Consider the following 16820-nt stretch of genomic DNA (forward strand, 5'->3'; position numbering starts at 1 on the left):
ACTACTTCGCTGGGTCCTTGACAGCCTCGATCGTGTCGAATGCGATGTTGTGCCAGCCGCCGTCCTTCTGCTCGCCCTTGCGGATGTAGATGTTCTCGACGACATCGCGCGTGGCGGGATCGATCTCCACGGGCCCGCGCGGGCTATCGAGCTTCGTGCCCTTGAAGGCCGCCATCAGCGCATCGCCGTCGAGATTGCCGTTGGTCTTCTCGACCGCCTTGTAGATCAGCGCCATGGCATCATAGGCCTGCACGGTGCGGACGCTCGGGACCGCGTTGGCACCAAACATCTCCTTGTAGCCCTTCAAAAACCCTGCATTGGCCTTGTTGTCGAGCTCGACCTGGTAATGCATCGACGAGATCACCCCATCGACCGCATCGCCCATCGCAGCCAGCATGTAGTCGTCGACGACATCTCCGGTCACCAACAGCTTGATGCCGGACTTGACGAGGCCGCGCTCCTTGGCCGCCTTCATGAAGGCGACCGAGACATCGCCGCCGGGATTGAACGCGAACACCGCGTCGGGCTTGGCTTCCATGGCGCGCTGGAGAAACGGCGAGTATTCCATGGCCGCGACCGGGGTCCGTGCGTCGCCGATCACCTTGCCGCCGCCTGCCTCAAAGCTCTTCTTGAACCAGGTTTCGGCGTCGATGCCCGGCGCGTAGTCGGAGACGATTGTATAGGCCGTCTTGATGTTGTTCTTGGCAGCCCACGCGCCGAGCGTGGCTGCCAACTGCGGCAGCGTGAACGACACACGGACAAAATAAGGTGACTTTTCGGTGATGATCGAGGTCGCCGCGTTAACGATGACCGCAGGCTTCCTGGCTTCCGTCAGCAAGGTCGCCGCCGACATTGCATTCGGCGTGAAACTGTAGCCGAGGATCACGTCGGCTTTGTTGCGGACGATCAACTCCTGGGTCAGGCGCCGCGCGAGGTCACCCGAGCCCGGTCCCTGATCGTCCCGCAACACCGTCTCGACGGTTAGTCCTGCGACCGTCGATCCGTGCAGCTTCTGATACAGTTTGACGCCGTTCTCGTAATACTGGCCCTGATCGGCGAAAGCGCCGGACATCGGCAACACCAGTCCGATGGTCAGCTTGCCGCTGGCGGCCTGCGCCATGCCCGACAGCATCGCGGTTATCGTCGCAGCAGTGGCGACACGCTTCAGCACGGCGGACATCAGGAACGGTCGAACAGTCATCACGTCACTCCGAAGGGACAGGGAAAGGCACGCATGCGCGGCGATTAGCGGGCGTCCGGCACCTGGCGCGTTGCAAGAAACTCATCGAAGGTCTCGCCGCGCATCGATGCATAGACCTCGAGATTGGTCTCTCCCACCAACCGCGCGAACTTCTCCAGCACAAAGAAATTCGCGCCGTACTGGATCAGTCCCAGCCAGTTGCGGTCCCGTACAAGCGTGGTCTCCTGATCGGTCAGACCCGCGTTGCGACATGCCGCAGCCTCGTCGCGTTCGAATTCCGCGCGGCTCGCCGGCGTCCTCATGTTCCAGAAGAACCGGTTCAAACGAATGCATTTCGTGCCGGTCTTGATGTCGAAGGCATAGGTGCCCGCGATATCCTCGATCCCGGACAGTTGCGGGTTCTGCGAGACGCCTTCGACCTTCTTCGGAGTCTGGTCGTTCTCCTCGAACACCAGGACCGTCATCGCCGTCGTCGTCGCCAGATAGTAATTCTGGTGAACCTTCTTGATGTCGTCGCTAAGCGCGCCGCGCATGGCCAACCACATGATGACCTCGACGCTCTCGGCGCCGCCGAGGCGGATGTAGTCGACGTGTTTCATCTTCGCGAGCGTCATCGGATCCTTTTCGATCAGATCGATGAAGCGCATGTCCCACTCGGTATCGTTGTAGCCGGTCCGTTCGCCGTGGATCTGGTGCGAAAGACCGCCGGTGCCTACCACCACGACGGACAGGTCTTCGGTATAGGATTCGATCGCGCGACGGAGCGCCTGCCCGAGCCGATAGCAGCGCATCGCTGTCGGCAGCGGATATTGAACGACGTTGACCTCGACGGGGATGACGGCGCCAGGCCAGCCGCCCTTGTGCGGCCACAGCAGCGGGAGCGGCGAAAACACACCGTGGTCGAGCGGACGATCCTGGAACACGGTCAGGTCGAACTCGTCGTTGATAACGCTTTCTGCAATATGGCGCGCGAGTCCGGGGTGACCGGGCAAGGTCGGCAGCGGACGGAGCCCAGCGCCCTCGTCGGCGACGTCGTAGCTGGGCGCCACGCCGAGCGCGAATGTCGGATAGAGATCGTAGAAGAATGCGTTCAAGTGGTCGTTGTAAAAGAACACCAGCACGTCCGGCTTCTTCTCCTCCAGCCATTTGGCCGCCGGCTCGAAGCCTTTGAACAGCGGCGCCCAAGCGGGCACATCCTGCTTGTTCTTGTCATAGGCGACACCGATCGTCGGCACATGGGAGGCGCCAATGCCTCCGATAATCCTCGCCATCTACTTGCTCCCTGCTCGCTGCCGTTCAGAAATTGACTAATCGCCGTGCGGCCCTATTTCCGCGACGTGCCTTCTAGGACGAGATCGTCGATGACCTCGTCGGTCGTCAAAACGTCGCCAAAGCTCTGGAAAACGGTCGAAAATCCGATGTTGTGGTCCTCAATGAAACGGGCCGCGTTGGCGTCGCTCACCATCACCACGCGAAAGTCCAGCATCATGGCGTCGCGCGCCGATGTCTCGCAACACATGTTGGTCAGCATGCCCACGATCACGACATTGGTGATCCCTGCCGCCGTCAATTTTTCGGGGAGGTCCGAGCGGGACGGAATGAATGCGCTGAAGCGAGACTTGGTCGCCATGATATCCCCCGGCTGCACATCGAGCGTGGGATAGATCCGGTGCCCGTCAGCCCCCGCGGTCAGGTTATCGCGATGGCGGGCAGCGTTCTCCTTGGTGAAGAAATAATCGTGGTAGATCGGCCACAGGCTCCTGCCGTTGTCTCCAGCCGTCATACTGACCCAAGCAACATGCCCACCCCGCGCGCGAAACGTTGCTGCAAGCTTGTTGATATGGGGCACGATGGCAACCGCGGGCGGGACATCAGACACGTAGAATTTCTGCATATCGATCACCACCAGCGCGGTCTCGCGCGGCTCGAACCGCTCGAATACACGCAAGCGCCCGCGCTTCTTCATGACGCGGTCGATGACATAAGGCGGCATTTCGTAGGGCGACGGTGATGTCATCAGGTTATCCAGCCTCGGGCTCATCGTTCGGACGCAGTTCGCCGGTGACGGAAAATTAGCTTGCTCTTCGGCGCTGCCTAGGCGCAAATCCCGCGGGATGCTATCTAAATTCGTTATGTCTTCCCGAGACGGACACCCCGCAATGAGGCTCGCGCGGACTTGCTGAATATCAGGAACCTTCGCGCTTTCGTGGCCGTGGCCCACTCCGGAAGCGTCATCAAATCGAGCCGGCTGGTTCGCCGCGCGCAGTCCGCCGTGACGCGCTCGATCAAGGAGCTGGAGGCCGATGTTGGCGTCCAGCTGTTCGAACGCAGATCGCAAGGCATGCTGCTGACTGAATTCGGACGAGCCTTGCTCGCTCGGGTCGAACGCGCGTTCGCAGAGATGGAAACTGCACGGTCGGCCTTCAAGACCGCCCAGCTGTCGGCAAGCCTGGTCGACAAGGCGCCCATCTTCTCCCTGTCCATCAGCCGCCAGCGTCTGCTCGTCTTTGCCGAACTGGTGGAGCAACACCACGTGGGCGCGGTGGCGGACAGCTTGGGAATATCCCAGCCCGCCGCCAGTCAGTCGCTACGTGAGATCGAAACAAGCATCGGTGCCAAATTGTTCATCCGCGGCGCCGGCGGCATGCAGCCTTCGCCATTGGGCGCCCTGCTCGGTGTGCATATCAGGCGGGCACTTGCCGAAATCCGCGCCGGCGAAGTCGAAATCCAATCGCTTCGCGGTGCGATCACCGGCAGGGTGATCGTTGGGTCGCTGTCGCTTGGCCGGACCCGGTTGCTTCCGAAGGCGATCATCGAGCTCACCAGAAATCATCCCAACCTGACGGTCACCACGGTCGAGGGGACATTCGAGCATCTGGCCACGCGGCTGCGCGCGGGCGATATCGATTTCATGCTCGGCGCACTCCGTCCCCCGGAACACACGATCGGCTTGGCGCGCGAGGTGGTGACCCAGGATGTCCTGTCGGTCGTCGCAGGCGGGGCACATCCGCTGGCGCGCAAGCGAAAACTGACATTCGCGGATCTCGCCTCGGCCGATTGGGTGCTGCCACCTCACGGCGCCCCAACGCGGGAGCTCCTGGAAAACACCTTGAGAAACCACGGGCTCGGCGAGACCCGCGTGGTGGTCGAGACTGCCGATCTCGCCATTACCCGAGGAATCCTGATCGGCAGCAACATGCTGACCGCGGCTTCCGCACACCTGTTCCACGAGGACATCGCGACCAGGACGCTGGTCGTGCTTCCCCTGACGCTGCCGGAAACCAGCCGTCCGATCGGGATATTGCAACGGCAGGCGAGCAGCCCGTCGCTTGCCGCCCAGTTGCTGATGGCCAACATCAGGGCAATCGGACAGCTCTGACGGGTCAGGTCAGGTCCAGAGGCGTGCCGACATATTGCTCGGCGATGGTGGTCTGGGCAGCCCGCGAGCCCAGGATGTACTCCAGCTCTGTAAGCTGAAGGTTTCGCTCAAAGGCCGAATGCTCCGGAAATCTGTGCAGCAGGCCGGTGAGCATGGTCGCGAACCGGACCGTCCTCCAGACGCGATCCAGGCACTTCTCGGAATAGCCGTTGAGCCTGCTCTTGTTGCCGGTCCGGTAGAACTCGATCAGTGCAGCCGCCATCACGCGGACATCGGCCACCGCCAGATTGAGCCCCTTGGCACCCGCGGGCGGCGTAATATGGACCGCATCGCCGGCGAGCAGCAGCCTGCCATATTGCATCGGCGAGGCAACGAACGAGCGCAGCCGCGCGATATCGCGCTGGAAGATCTCGCCCTCGACGATCTCGGTCCGGTCCTCGTCGAACATACGCGCGTGCAGTTCACCCCAAAACCGGTCGTCGGACCATGATGTGTGATCGTCGTTGGCATCGATTTGCAGATATAGGCGAGAGACCGCGTTCGAACGCCGGCTGCACAGCGCGAAGCCACGATCGCTGTTCGAATAGGTCATATCGCCGAGTGGCCTCGACCGCGACAACACGCCGAGCCAGGCAAAATCGTAAACGCGCTCATAATTGATGATGTGGCCTGGCGGCGGCGCCTGCCGGCTCACGCCATGAAAACCATCGCAGCCGGCGATGTAATCGCACTCCAAGACCTCGTCACGGCCATCATGGCTGAAGTGGATCTTGGGCCGGTCGCCGTCGAGATCCGACAGCCGCGAGACCTTCGCCTCGAACAACAGCGGCTGCGACGCCTCAAGCCGGGCCCCGATCAGGTCCTTAACCACTTCCTGCTGACCGTAGATCATCACCCGCTTGCCGGTCAGGCCGGGAAGATCGAGATGGATGTTCTTGCCGCGAAAGCGAATGTCGAGGCCTTCATCAACCATGCCCTCTCGCCGCATCCGCGCGTCCAGTCCGAGCATTTCAAGAGTCTCCATCGTGCCCGGCTCGAGCACGCCGGCGCGCACACGCCCTTCGACATAAGGGCGGCTCTGGGCCTCGACGACGACACATTCTATTCCGGCCCGGTGCAGCAGATGCGACAGGAAAAGCCCGGCCGGTCCGGCACCAATGATTCCAACTTGCGTTCGCATCTTCAGACTTCTCACCGCATTCATCGAACCACCGACCAAATGCACAGCTTGGTGGAACAACCGCCGGTGCAGATTTGTTCGAGAAGGACCCACGGCACAAGGCGCAAAGATCAAATACGCCGATCTAACTACATTATTGCAAGGCGACGCCCCAGTTTCCGCAGGCAACGTCTCGCAAGAATTCCAAGGTCCTCAGCGTAGGTCGCGCAGACCGTCGGCAGGCTGCGATCACCGCCACGAATTCTCTAAAGATCGTCCAGTTTCAATCGCAAAGCCAGCAAATCCGTGAATGCTCGTACCTTTGCGGGCGCAAGTCTGTTTTCCAACCAGAGAGCATGAATGGGAACGGGCTTCGGTTCGAAGTTTTCCAACACGACTTTCAGCTTCGATGTCGCGACCAGGTGCTTTATTTGCCAAAGCGGTGAATAGCCGAGCCCCAGGCCGCTGGTTGCCGCAGCGTAAATGGCTGCCATCGTATTCGACCGAAACGTGCCTTGAACTCTGACGAGGCGAGTCCTTCCGTCGATTTGAAACGACCATTGTCCGACCTGTTGATCTATCGTCCGGACAAGACAGTTGTGTTGTCGCAGGTCTTGAGGATGCTTGGGCCGACCGCGCCGGGCAAAATAGGATGGCGCTCCGAAGACCACACGGCGCAGCGTGCCCAGCAGTTTGCTCTGCAAACCAGAGGCCGGGAGGTCCGCGATGCGGATCGCGAGGTCGAGCCGCTCGACCGCCAGATCGCTAAACCCGTCGAAAAGTTGAAGATCAATCTCCGTCTGTGGAAACTCTTTCATATATTCCGCAATGATCGGGACCAGAAAGTCTGGTCCGAACAGTACGGGAGCGCCAATTCGCAATATCCCAGAGGGCTCCAGCCGCCGACTGGCCGCTTGTTCCCGGGCTTCCCGTATTTCCGCAATTGCTGGCTGAACCCTTCTATAAAATTCGCCGCCAGCCTCGCTGGGGCTACAGTGTCTCGTCGTCCTGTGGATCAGGACAACACCGACATCCTCCTCCAAAGAAGCGAGCGAACGGCTGATGGCTTGAAGCGATCGGCCGAGGCGAAGCGCCGCCTCTGTCAAGCTGCCATGATCGACGACTGAGAGAAACGCTTCCAGGTCTTCCAAACGCGTCATGATTATCTCGCATCTCAAGAGAGAGAGTCACTTTTAACGCATATTGTTTCGACATTCGAGACAACGTAACTTCGTCTGGAAAGAAATCGAAGGAAGAATTCGCATGACAAAAACCGTGCCCGTTGTTCTCGTGGTCGGCGCCACCGGCAAATTTGCCCGGCTGGTGATCCCGGAACTCTTGAGGCGAAATTCAATTGTTCGCGCGTTGGTGAGAGATGCCGAGCGCGGCAAGGTCGCGCGGCTCGGTGGTGCAGCGCAAATCGCAATTGGCGATTTGCGAAATGCGGATAGTTTGAACAAGGCAGCCGAAGGCGTTGACGGCATTTTCCACATTGGGCCGGCGTTCGCGCCCGATGAGGCTGCGATGGGCGTTGCGCTGGTTGAAGCCGGCGAGCGAGCCGGCGTGCGCAAATTCGTGTTCTCATCGGTTATCCAGCCGACGAACACGGGCCTCAAGAACCACGCAAGCAAGATTCCTGTCGAAGACGCGTTGTATTCCTCGCGGCTCAACTATACGATCCTGCATCCCGCAAATTTTATGCAGAACATCGGCTTCGCATGGCCGACGATCCTCAGGGAGGGCAAGTTTGCGGAGCCGTTTCCGAAGGAAAAGCGGATTGCGAGAGTCGACTATCGCGATGTCGCGGAGATCGCGGCCACCGCACTCACGGACTCGAAGCTGGACTATGCGACGTTGGAGCTTTGCGCGGGCATGTTCAGCCGTATTGATATCGTGTCGATCATGTCCCGGAAACTTGGGCGGCCAGTCACAGCTGAGGAGCCCAACTTTGAAGAATGGGCAAAGGTTACGCGCCTACCCTACGACGATCACCAGCTCGAGCTTCTATCGAAAGTCCATAATCATTATCGACAATATGGGTTGGGAGGGAACAGTCTTTTGTTATCCGCCGCGCTCGGTCGTGAGCCGCGCTCGATGGAGCAATATATCGGCGATCTCGTGCATCAATCCGCTTCCGAGAACCCGGCGGAGGCAAGCAATGTCTAGAGCACGGCATCCGCTCCTGCAGCTGAGGAAACTTCCACCCTCCTATGGGCGCCTCGTCACGCCCCTGGTTTTGTCTATCTTCATGTCAGGCATCGTCTCAGCGGTCGTCACCGTCAAAGGACTGGGCCTGGGTCCTGGATTCCTCACCAATTGGCTCAGCGCATGGTTTGCCTCCTGGCTGATCGCATTTCCCAGTCTCATGCTCATTTTGCCGATCGTCCGGCGGATAGTATCCACTATCGTCGAACCATCCGCTCGCTGAGCCGGGATCCCAGGTGCGATGCACCTCCGGGGTCGAAGAGGCCTCGTCTCACAGACAAGAACGCACGCCCGATTGGTCTAACAGGGCGCCTCGCGAAGCACCAGAGAGGAGGAGACGCCCATCGGCAAACGCGACGGGAAAAGAAAAGCCCGTATGCGGCGGTTCGACGGGCACTTATCCGGAGCGACGTGATTTGGATTGTTGCGTTTCAACGCACGATCAGCTCTTCACCCGCGCCATTGCCGCTTATCGTCCATAGCCTCGCCTGCTTCGTCGTCGTTCACTGGCAGGTGCAGTTTTACGTTGAGACGTCGAGCACAGCACTATTCAATGTCGACGTCGTCGGGACTGATCGATGGCATGACGAAAACTGGGCTGCTGCCGCGACAGCCGCTGCCTCGGCTTGTTGGAATGACAACTCCGCGAGCCGCTGGAGGTGTGTGATTGTCCGAGTGGTGTGGGCACACCAAGGCTCGAACCCGGGACCCGCTGATTGAGAATCCGTGGCTGTTCGGCGAACTTCGCATGGTGAATCAGATGCGCCGGGAGAACACGAGGCGCCCCAAGACTATTCTTGTCCTCGCTGCAGCTCACACATCTCCTCATGATCGGCCGACCTCTGAGTTCTGCTGGAGGGAGCGCTTTCAAGCGCCCTCACGCGAGTTCTCCGCTCCTGCGGAGACACACACATGCAGTTGCTCTTGTGGACGTCACATCGATCCAAAGAGAGCCTGCCCACACTTGCCTCACATAGATTTTTCATGATCTCTCGGTGCACACGGCGCGCACACGCCGCCTTCTAACCATCTGAAAAACCTGAACTCTCGCTCCAGTCCATCATGGCGAAGTTTAAGCTAGCTTCAGCCACCGAACGCCAACGCGATCCCATCACCGACCGAGCATCCGTTTGACGCCCATCAGTCCGACGCGAAGAAACGGATCCGAGTGGATGTAGAAATACCGTACCCCATGCTCGAGCCAGGACGGCAATTCGTCCGAGGTCACGAGCGTACCGGCGATCTTGCCGGAAGCGCGGATCTTCTTCACTGCAAGCGCGACCCGCTCCATCACGGCCTGCGGCCGCGGCTGACCGAACGGCGGCGCCGGGGGATAGCCCATGTTCTGCGAGAGGTCGCCGGGCCCGATGAAGAAGACATCAATTCCTTCCACCGCGGTCAGTTCTTCGATGTTGTCGATCGCCTGCGGCGTCTCGATCATGGCGATGACCAGCCGCTTCTCGTAGTCGGCAGGACAGGCGTAGCGCACCGCGTCGACGATGGCCCGGGCCTGGTCGGCGGTATCGACCATCGGCACCATCAGCCCATCGGCACCCGCGTTGAGGTAGCGGATCAGGAGAGGCCGTTCATGCGAGTGCGGCCGGACGATCGCCGCGCCACCCGCGCCGCGAATGGCCTGGGCGGTCACGCGGACATCCTCAAAGCTCCAGGTGCCGTGCTCGCAATCGACAAAGATCGCATCGGCCCCGAGCTCTACCAGGCGGACCGCCAGCCCCGACGAGGCGTGATGCGGTGTGAGCATGGTGACCGCCTCGCCCTTGGCGAGGCGCTCGCGCAATTTAGCTCCGTTCATGGGAGATCCTTCTCTGTCAGGTCTTCGGCTTGTCGCTGAGGCCTTCGGGCGCGCCGACCCAGCGGGCGACCTCGATATCGGCCGAGGTGTCGCGCATGAAGGTCGGGCAGATGTGCAGTTCGGGGATCACGGCGCCCTTTTGCAGGCTGGCGCAGAGCAGAACCGCGCGCGCAACGTCGTGCGGATGGAGCATCACGGCCCGCTCGCCCTCGAGCGGCGGCCGGGCGCGATTGTCCATGATCGGCGTATCGGTCTCGCCGGGCAGGATGGTCGTCGCACGGATGCCCTGGTTGCGATATGTGTTGTGTAGGAAGCTCATGAAGTTCTTCACGCCGGCCTTGGCTGCACCATAGGCGGCGCCGCCGAGCAAATTCGGATTGACCACGGCCAGCGACGACACGGTGATCACTGTGCCTTCCTTCCTGGCTATCATGTCCTCCAGCACGGCCTGGGTCAGGTTGAACACCGCGGTGAGGTTGACATTCACCGTGGCATTCCACTCGGCTTCGCTGATGAAGCGCGCGTTCAGCACCTTGCTGGCGCTGCCGGCATTGTTGACGAGGATATCGATCGTCCCGACGTTGCGCTTGACCCAGCCGACCGTCTCCAGAATCGCATCGCGCGATGCGACATCCAATGCGCGGGCAACGGCCTTGCCGCCGGCCTTCTCGATGTCAGCCACGACGTCCCGCAACGGATCGATCCGGCGGCCAGTCAGGACGATTGTTGCGCCTTCCTGCGCGAGCAGGATCGCAGTCTCGCGCCCAATCCCGGTCCCGGCACCGGTGACGAGCGCTATCTTTCCATCGAGCAGACCCATGATGCTCCTATTCGGCGGCGGTCGCCGCCACGTTTGAGCGCTGATAGCCGTAAATCTGCCTCGCGGCCGCCTGCGTAATCAACCCCTCGGCTAGATCGAGCTCGATTGCGGCCGCCGAGCGCTGGGACGTCCGTCCCCATCCGCCACCGCCGGGCGTCTCCACCTCCAGACGGTCACCCGTCTTCAGGACCACCTTTCCCTTGGGAAATTGCGGATCCCCGTTCTTGTACACCTTGCCGGCACTGCCGGACTTGCCGTCGACGACACCGAAGCAGGGATGACGCACGCGCTCAGACGCCAGATAGATGTTCATCGGATTGCGCCCGAGATTGCGCAGCACGACGCGCTGGCCGAGGCCGCCACGGCACTTTCCGGCACCGCCGGAGTCAGGAATCAGCTCCTTGCACTCGGTGAGCGCGGGGACGGCGATTTCGAACATCTCGATCGCTGTGACCTTGCAATTAGATGGGAAGCTCAGGGTGTCGAGACCATCGAGTTCGGCGCGGGCGCCCTGCCCGCCGTGAAAGTTCTGCACCGAACCATACTGCGTACCGTCATCACGCCGTCCCACGCAGTTGGCGGCCCAGATCGGCGCGCCGCCGCTATCGCCCATCACCTTCTCCGGCACCACGCCTTCCAACGCCTTGAAAATCAGCGATGGGATGACATGCCCGATCAGGTTACGCGAATTTCCCGCCGTCCATTCCTCTGGATTGAGAATCGAGCCGAGCGGCGCCTCGTCCGTGATCGGCGTGATGCAGCCTTCATTGTTCGGCGTGTCCGGGTCGAGCAGGCATTTCAGCGCGTAGACCGAATGGGCGTAGCGATAATTGGTCCGGCAGTTGATCGAGTGAAGAATTTGCGCGGATGTTCCGGTGTAGTCGACGTGAATGGAATCGTCGCGGACGATCACGGCCGCCTTCAGCGTCACATCGGTGTCGTAGCCGTCGAGCAGCACCTCGGCACTATAGGTGCCATTCGGCCATTGCCGGATGGCGCGGCGGGTCTGCGCTTCGGAGCGGGTGTGGATCGCGTCGGCCAGCTCGTCGATGCCATCGAGATCATATTCGTCGAGGAATTTCACCAGTTCGCGGCCCATGACATTGTTGGCCGCGACCATGGATTCGAGATCGCCCATCACCTCGGTCGGAAGGCGAACGGAGGCGGCAATGATGTCGAGCACGTCCTGGTTGGGAACTCCGGCCTTGTGCAGCTTCACGATCGGGAAACGGATGCCCTCCTCGAAGATGTCGCTGGCTTCGGAATGCAAGGGAGCGCCACCGATATCCGGCAGATGCGCGATCGAGCCGGCATAGGCCACGACCTTCCCCTTCTTGAAGATCGGCGTGATCATCGTCACGTCGGGCAGGTGCCCGGTGCCGATCTCCGGATCGTTGGTGGCGAGCACGTCACCGTCTTGCAGGGTCCCGGCCGGAAACTTCGGCAGGAAATACTTCTGTGCGGCAACCGGCAGCGAGGTGATGAATACCGGGATCGACCACGTGCATTGCGCCAGCGCGCGGCCGCGGCTGTCGAGCAGCACGGTCACGTAGTCGTGGTTCTCGCGCACGATCGGCGAAAATGCGGTGCGGCCGAGCACGATGTCGGCCTGGTCGGCGATGAAGATCAGGCGATTCCACATCACCTGCAAGTTGATGGGATCGTTGAAATCGGCGGCGTTCACGGACATGGGTGCGTCGTCCTCAGGCGATGTTGATCACGAGATTGCCGTTGATGTCGACGCGAGCCGTGCCGCTCGGTCCGACGACCGCGGTGGATTCCCGCTGCTCGACAATGGCCGGACCCTTGATCTCTTCGCCGACCGGCAGCTTGTAGTGATCGTAGACCGGCGTTTCGACAAAGCCGCCGCTTTCGCTGAAATAGACCGAACGGTTACCTTTCTTGGCCTCGGCAGCATGCCGCGTGTGCGGACGGGTCACCTGATCCTTCTGACTACTGGAGCGCAGGCGCCAGGTGATCACCTCGACCGATGAACCCGAGACCGTGCGGCCGAACAACTCGCGGTACAGCTTGTAGAAATTGGCGAGAAGCTCTTCGTGGAACTGCTTCGGCGACAGGCTGCGATCCGGCAGCGCGACCGTGATCTCGTGGCCCTGACCGACGTGACGCATGTCGACGGTGTAGGTGTTGGTGATCGTCTCCGGCGCAACCCCTGCAGCACGGACGACATCCGCCCCATGCGCTGCGAGATCGCCGAGCAGGCGATCCATCGCGACAAAATCCCAACTGTCGACCTGCATCGGAAAGCTCGCGGAGAGATCGACAGCCACCGGCGCGATCAGCAGGCCGATCGCCGAGGTGACGCCGGCGCCGGTCGGACAGATGATGCGCTTGATGCCGAGCTTGCGCGCGATGCCGTAGGCATGCACCGGGCCCGCGCCGCCGAAGGCGACCATCGGCAGGCTGCGCGGATCGACGCCGAGGTCGGTCGCGTGCACCGCCGCCGCTTTGCTCATGGATTCATTGACGAGATCGTGGATGCCGAAGGCGCAGCGGGGCACGCCGACGTCGAGCGAAGCCGCCAGCTTTGTCATCGCCGCGAGTGCGGCGTCCTTCGACACCTTGAACGAGCCGCCGACGAAGGATTCGGTGCCCATATAGCCGAGCAGGATATCGGCATCAGTCACAGTCGGTTCGGTTCCGCCGCGCTGATAGGCGGCCGGCCCCGGCATCGCGCCCGCCGAGCGTGGCCCGACATCGAGCAGGCCCAGCGGGTTCTTCGCCGCGATCGAGCCGCCGCCGGCGCCGATCTCGATCATGCGGATCGACTGGATTTTCAGCGGGAAGCCCGAGCCCTTGCGAAAGCGATGATAATGCGCGACCTCGAGATCGGTGCCGACCGCCGGCTCGCCGTTCGGGATCAGGCACAATTTGGCGGTGGTCCCGCCCATGTCGAAGGACAGCACGCTGCCCTCGCCGGCGATGTGGCCGAATTCGGCCGCAGCGACGGCGCCTGCGGCCGGACCCGACTCAATCAGGCGCACCGGCAACTCCGCGGCGCGGCTGCTTGGCACGAGGCCGCCCGACGAAGTCATCCACAGCACCTGCCGACTGATCCCCTTGGCGGCGAACTCACGCTCGAGATGTGCGACGTGTCCCGACATCTGCGGCCGCGTATAGGCGTTGACGACGGTAGTCGAGGCCCGGTCGAATTCGCGCACCTCCGGGCAGACTTCGGAGGATAGCGACACAAAGATATCGGGGTCTTCTTCACGCAGCAGTGCGGCGATGCGCTGCTCATGATCAGGATATTTGTAGGCGTGCAGCAGGCAGACGGCGACGGATTTGATGCCCTCCTCGCGCAGCCGGTCGGCGATCCCGCGGACCGTCTCCTCATCCAGCGCCGTGATGACCTCGCCATCGGCAGCGATACGCTCGACCGCGCCAAAGCTGTTGGCGCGCGTCACCAGCGGGTCGGGATATTTCAGGTTCAGATCATAGAGATCGTAACGGCCTTCGTTACGAATACGCAGCATGTCCTGGAAGCCGGCGGTCGAGATGAAGCCGGTCTTGACGCCCTTGCGCTCCAGCACGGCATTGGTGACCACGGTGGTGGCGCCGAGCACCTGAAGCCCGTCGAGAGCGACGTCGTCTCCGAATTGTTCGAGCAGCTCGGACACGCCACGAACCACGGCCTCGGCTGGGTTGGCCGGCGTGCTCAGCACCTTGTGGAGATGCAATTCGCCCTTGTCGTCGAGCAGCGCGAAATCGGTGAAGGTTCCCCCGGTATCGAATGCGAGCTTGGCCATCTTTGTCCTCGAAGCGATTGCCTTCGAAGGTAGAAAATGCGGTTGCGGCCGACCACCACAACTCCCGTCTGCCGCCATAGGTTTTGTTTATGGCCTGACGAAACCGGCGCGATGCAGCCGCCGCGCACGGCGTTGCCCGGACTCTGGCCTGCAGCCGTGTTGCCTAGACCGCTTTGATGCCCTGCGGGTGGCTGCGCATCAGCTTCTCGACCACGGTCAGAAGCACCGAGCGCGTGGCGAGCGCGGGCTCCGACAGCGGCAGATGGTCCGAAATACACAGGGAGACGGTCGCCTCGATCGCGGGACGTACCAGCCGCCGCACTTCGACCCCGCCAAAGCTCGACGCGGTCGCTGCGACCGAGGCCGGCAGGATGGTCGAGCCGAGGCCCTCGGTCACGGCCGCACCGAGCGCGGAGACGGATTCGATCTCGGAGGCGACATTCGGCTTCACCCGTGCCCGCGCCAGCGATTCATCGATCAAGCGCCGCAGGAAATGCCCCTGGCTCGGCAGCAACAGCTTTACGTCGGCCAGCGCGGACAGCGGCAGCGGCTCGTCGGTCGGCTTTTTCGCGACAGGCCCCGCCGGCGAAACGAGATACAACTCCTCACGGAACAGCGGCTGCAGCTTCACGCCTTTGATCGGGCCGGAGCCGTAGATCATGGCCATGTCCATCCTGCCGGTCATGATCAGCTCGCTCAACACATGGCCAAAGCTGTCGTTGATATGGACGATGATCTGCGGATGCAGCGTCGACATCTCCTTCAAGATCGGCAGCGACAACGTGCTCGATGCCGAATAGGTCGCAAGCCCGATCGACACCCGCCCGGCCAGCGCCTTGGTCGATTGATCGATGTCGATCTGTGCCTGCTCGATCTGCTTCAGCAGCAATTGCGCGTGGCGGTAGAGGATGAGGCCGGCCTCGGTCGGGACGATGCCGTGATTGCTGCGCAGCAACAGCTTGTGCTTGAAGTGAGTTTCAAGGGCTGCGATCTGCTGCGACAGCGCCGGCTGAGCCGTGCGGAGCAGCCCGGCGGCGCGCGAGACGCTGCCGGCATCGACCACCTTGACGAAGCTCTTCAGCTTCCTGAAATCGACGCTCATCTGTGTCGAACGCTGGTCCTGAACCGGACGGGCAACGCCCGCGCGGCCGTTCATGAAAACACGATCTGGATCGACACTATCCTTTATCTACGCCGTTGATTTCAATCGGTTTCGTCGCCTGCGCGCCGATTTGCTTGATTGCCCTCAGCGCAGCGCCCGGCAGGCCTTCTCAATGCGGTCACAGGCGTCCTTGATCGCCCCCATCGAGGTCGCGATCGATAGGCGGAAATACGGCGAGAGCCCATAGGCAGCGCCCTGCACCGCGGCTACGCCGACATCGTCGAGCAGATAGAGCACGAAATCGAGATCACTCTCGATGAGCTTACCATCAGGCGTCGTCTTGCCGATCACCCCAGCGCATCCGGGATAGAGATAGAAGGCGCCATCAGGCACCAGGCAGGACAGGCCGGCGATCGCGTTCAACCGCGCGCAGGCATAGTCGCGGCGCTCCTTGTAGAGCTTGACGCTATCGCGAACGAACGACTGGTCGCTGGTCAGCGCATGCGCGGCGGCCGCCTGGCTGATCGACGAGGGACAAGATGACATCTGCGACTGCAGCTTGTTGATGGCGGCGACCAGTGGCGCAGGACCCGCGGCATAGCCGATCCGCCAGCCGGTCATTGCGTAGGTCTTGGACACGCCATTGGCGAGCAAGACGCGGTCCTTCAGAGCCGGCACCACGGCGGCAAGGGTAGTCGCGGGCTCGTCGCGGTACCAGATCTGGTCGTAGATGTCGTCCGACAACACGAGAACATTGGGATGGCGGAGCAGCACGTCGCCGATCGCCTTGAGGTCTTCGCGGGAATAGGCCGCGCCGGTCGGGTTCGAGGGCGCATTGAGGATCAGCCAGCGCGTGCGCGGCGTGATCGCAGCCTCCAGTGCCTCCGCCGTCAGCTTGAACCCCTGATTCTCGGAGCAGCGGACGATGACAGGCTTGCCGTCATTGGCGATGACCATGTCGGGATACGAGACCCAATACGGCGCGGGAATGATGACCTCGGCCCCCTCCTCCACGCTCGCCATCAGCGCGAGAAACAGAATCTGCTTGGCGCCGCCGCCGACGCAGATCTCGTTGTCCGAATAGTCAAGACCAAGGCGGCGCTTGTAGTCCGCGATAATCGCGTTTCGTAGCGCGACGGTGCCATTGACCGCGGTGTATTTCGTCTCGCCGCGATCGATCGCCTCATGCGCCGCCGCCTTGACGTGATCGGGCGTGTCGAAGTCGGGTTCGCCGATCGCCATGTCGACGATGTCGCGGCCGGCGGCCTTCAGCTCGCGCACGCGCGCGGACGCGGCCGTGGTCGGGGATATCTTGATGCGCGAGACGCGCGCGGCCGGCACGAAGATCGTCACTGTGGTCGTCCTTTGCGT

The 16820-nt window shown here is 61.8% G+C and carries 14 protein-coding genes; 3 read left to right on the forward strand and 11 right to left on the reverse strand.

All coding sequences use genetic code 11. The features are described 5' to 3' along the window. Position 1: 1 nt before the first annotated feature. The 3 genes from AB7Z56_RS28155 to AB7Z56_RS28165 are packed head-to-tail and all read right to left on the reverse strand — an operon-like array spanning position 2 to position 3218. Positions 2-1201: an ABC transporter substrate-binding protein gene (locus AB7Z56_RS28155; protein ID WP_354096859.1), complete on the reverse strand. Its 1200-nt coding sequence runs from the start codon at positions 1199-1201 to the stop codon at positions 2-4. Between the two features lie 44 nt (positions 1202-1245). Then, positions 1246-2472 carry a gallate dioxygenase gene (locus tag AB7Z56_RS28160; RefSeq protein ID WP_063984117.1) on the reverse strand — a complete coding sequence of 409 codons (1227 nt, stop codon included), beginning with the start codon at positions 2470-2472 and terminating at the stop codon, positions 1246-1248. Positions 2473-2525: 53 nt separating this feature from the next. After that, positions 2526-3218 carry an isochorismatase family protein gene (locus tag AB7Z56_RS28165; RefSeq protein WP_063986481.1) on the reverse strand — a complete coding sequence of 231 codons (693 nt, stop codon included), beginning with the start codon at positions 3216-3218 and terminating at the stop codon, positions 2526-2528. A 159-nt stretch (positions 3219-3377) separates the two neighbouring features. On the opposite strand from AB7Z56_RS28165, the gene AB7Z56_RS28170 reads away from it, so the two are divergent. Further along, positions 3378-4580, forward strand: a complete 1203-nt coding sequence (locus AB7Z56_RS28170; protein WP_084795197.1) for a LysR family transcriptional regulator — start codon at positions 3378-3380, stop codon at positions 4578-4580. A 4-nt stretch (positions 4581-4584) separates the two neighbouring features. On the opposite strand, the gene AB7Z56_RS28175 is transcribed toward AB7Z56_RS28170, so the two are convergent. Both AB7Z56_RS28175 and AB7Z56_RS28180 read right to left on the reverse strand, forming a co-directional pair. Then, the gene (locus tag AB7Z56_RS28175) at positions 4585-5928 is read right to left on the reverse strand and encodes a 4-hydroxybenzoate 3-monooxygenase (RefSeq protein ID WP_441256607.1); all 1344 of its coding nucleotides are present in this window, start codon (positions 5926-5928) and stop codon (positions 4585-4587) included. Between the two features lie 77 nt (positions 5929-6005). Further along, on the reverse strand, positions 6006-6899 hold the full coding sequence (locus AB7Z56_RS28180) for a LysR substrate-binding domain-containing protein (protein ID WP_441256608.1): 894 nt from the start codon (positions 6897-6899) through the stop codon (positions 6006-6008). A 103-nt stretch (positions 6900-7002) separates the two neighbouring features. Between AB7Z56_RS28180 and AB7Z56_RS28185 the strand changes: the two genes are divergently transcribed. Further along, positions 7003-7905, forward strand: a complete 903-nt coding sequence (locus tag AB7Z56_RS28185) for an NmrA/HSCARG family protein (RefSeq protein WP_063984120.1) — start codon at positions 7003-7005, stop codon at positions 7903-7905. Then, positions 7898-8167, forward strand: a complete 270-nt coding sequence (locus AB7Z56_RS28190) for a DUF2798 domain-containing protein (protein ID WP_084795198.1) — start codon at positions 7898-7900, stop codon at positions 8165-8167. The genes AB7Z56_RS28185 and AB7Z56_RS28190 overlap by 8 nt, the downstream gene beginning before the upstream one ends. Before the next feature lie 888 nt (positions 8168-9055). Here AB7Z56_RS28190 and AB7Z56_RS28195 read toward each other — a convergent pair. The 6 genes from AB7Z56_RS28195 to AB7Z56_RS28220 all read right to left on the reverse strand — a co-directional run bounded on the left by AB7Z56_RS28195 (position 9056) and on the right by AB7Z56_RS28220 (position 16802). Next, a complete protein-coding gene (locus tag AB7Z56_RS28195; protein ID WP_085404127.1) occupies positions 9056-9757 on the reverse strand; it encodes an HpcH/HpaI aldolase family protein in 702 nt (233 codons plus the stop codon). Between the two features lie 16 nt (positions 9758-9773). Continuing rightward, a complete protein-coding gene (locus AB7Z56_RS28200) occupies positions 9774-10577 on the reverse strand; it encodes an SDR family NAD(P)-dependent oxidoreductase (protein WP_085404128.1) in 804 nt (267 codons plus the stop codon). A 7-nt stretch (positions 10578-10584) separates the two neighbouring features. Beyond that, on the reverse strand, positions 10585-12267 hold the full coding sequence (locus AB7Z56_RS28205; RefSeq protein WP_085404129.1) for a hydantoinase B/oxoprolinase family protein: 1683 nt from the start codon (positions 12265-12267) through the stop codon (positions 10585-10587). Positions 12268-12280: 13 nt separating this feature from the next. Next, complete coding sequence (locus AB7Z56_RS28210; RefSeq protein ID WP_441256609.1) at positions 12281-14347, reverse strand: hydantoinase/oxoprolinase family protein; 2067 nt, start codon at positions 14345-14347, stop codon at positions 12281-12283. Between the two features lie 163 nt (positions 14348-14510). Continuing rightward, positions 14511-15449: a nitrogen assimilation transcriptional regulator NAC gene (gene nac / locus AB7Z56_RS28215; protein WP_231145246.1), complete on the reverse strand. Its 939-nt coding sequence runs from the start codon at positions 15447-15449 to the stop codon at positions 14511-14513. A 144-nt stretch (positions 15450-15593) separates the two neighbouring features. After that, positions 15594-16802: an aspartate transaminase gene (locus tag AB7Z56_RS28220; RefSeq protein ID WP_231145244.1), complete on the reverse strand. Its 1209-nt coding sequence runs from the start codon at positions 16800-16802 to the stop codon at positions 15594-15596. Between the last annotated feature and the right edge of the window lie 18 nt (positions 16803-16820).

Source organism: Bradyrhizobium sp. 482_C4_N1_8, from assembly GCF_052075965.1.
GTDB lineage: Bacteria > Pseudomonadota > Alphaproteobacteria > Rhizobiales > Xanthobacteraceae > Bradyrhizobium > Bradyrhizobium barranii.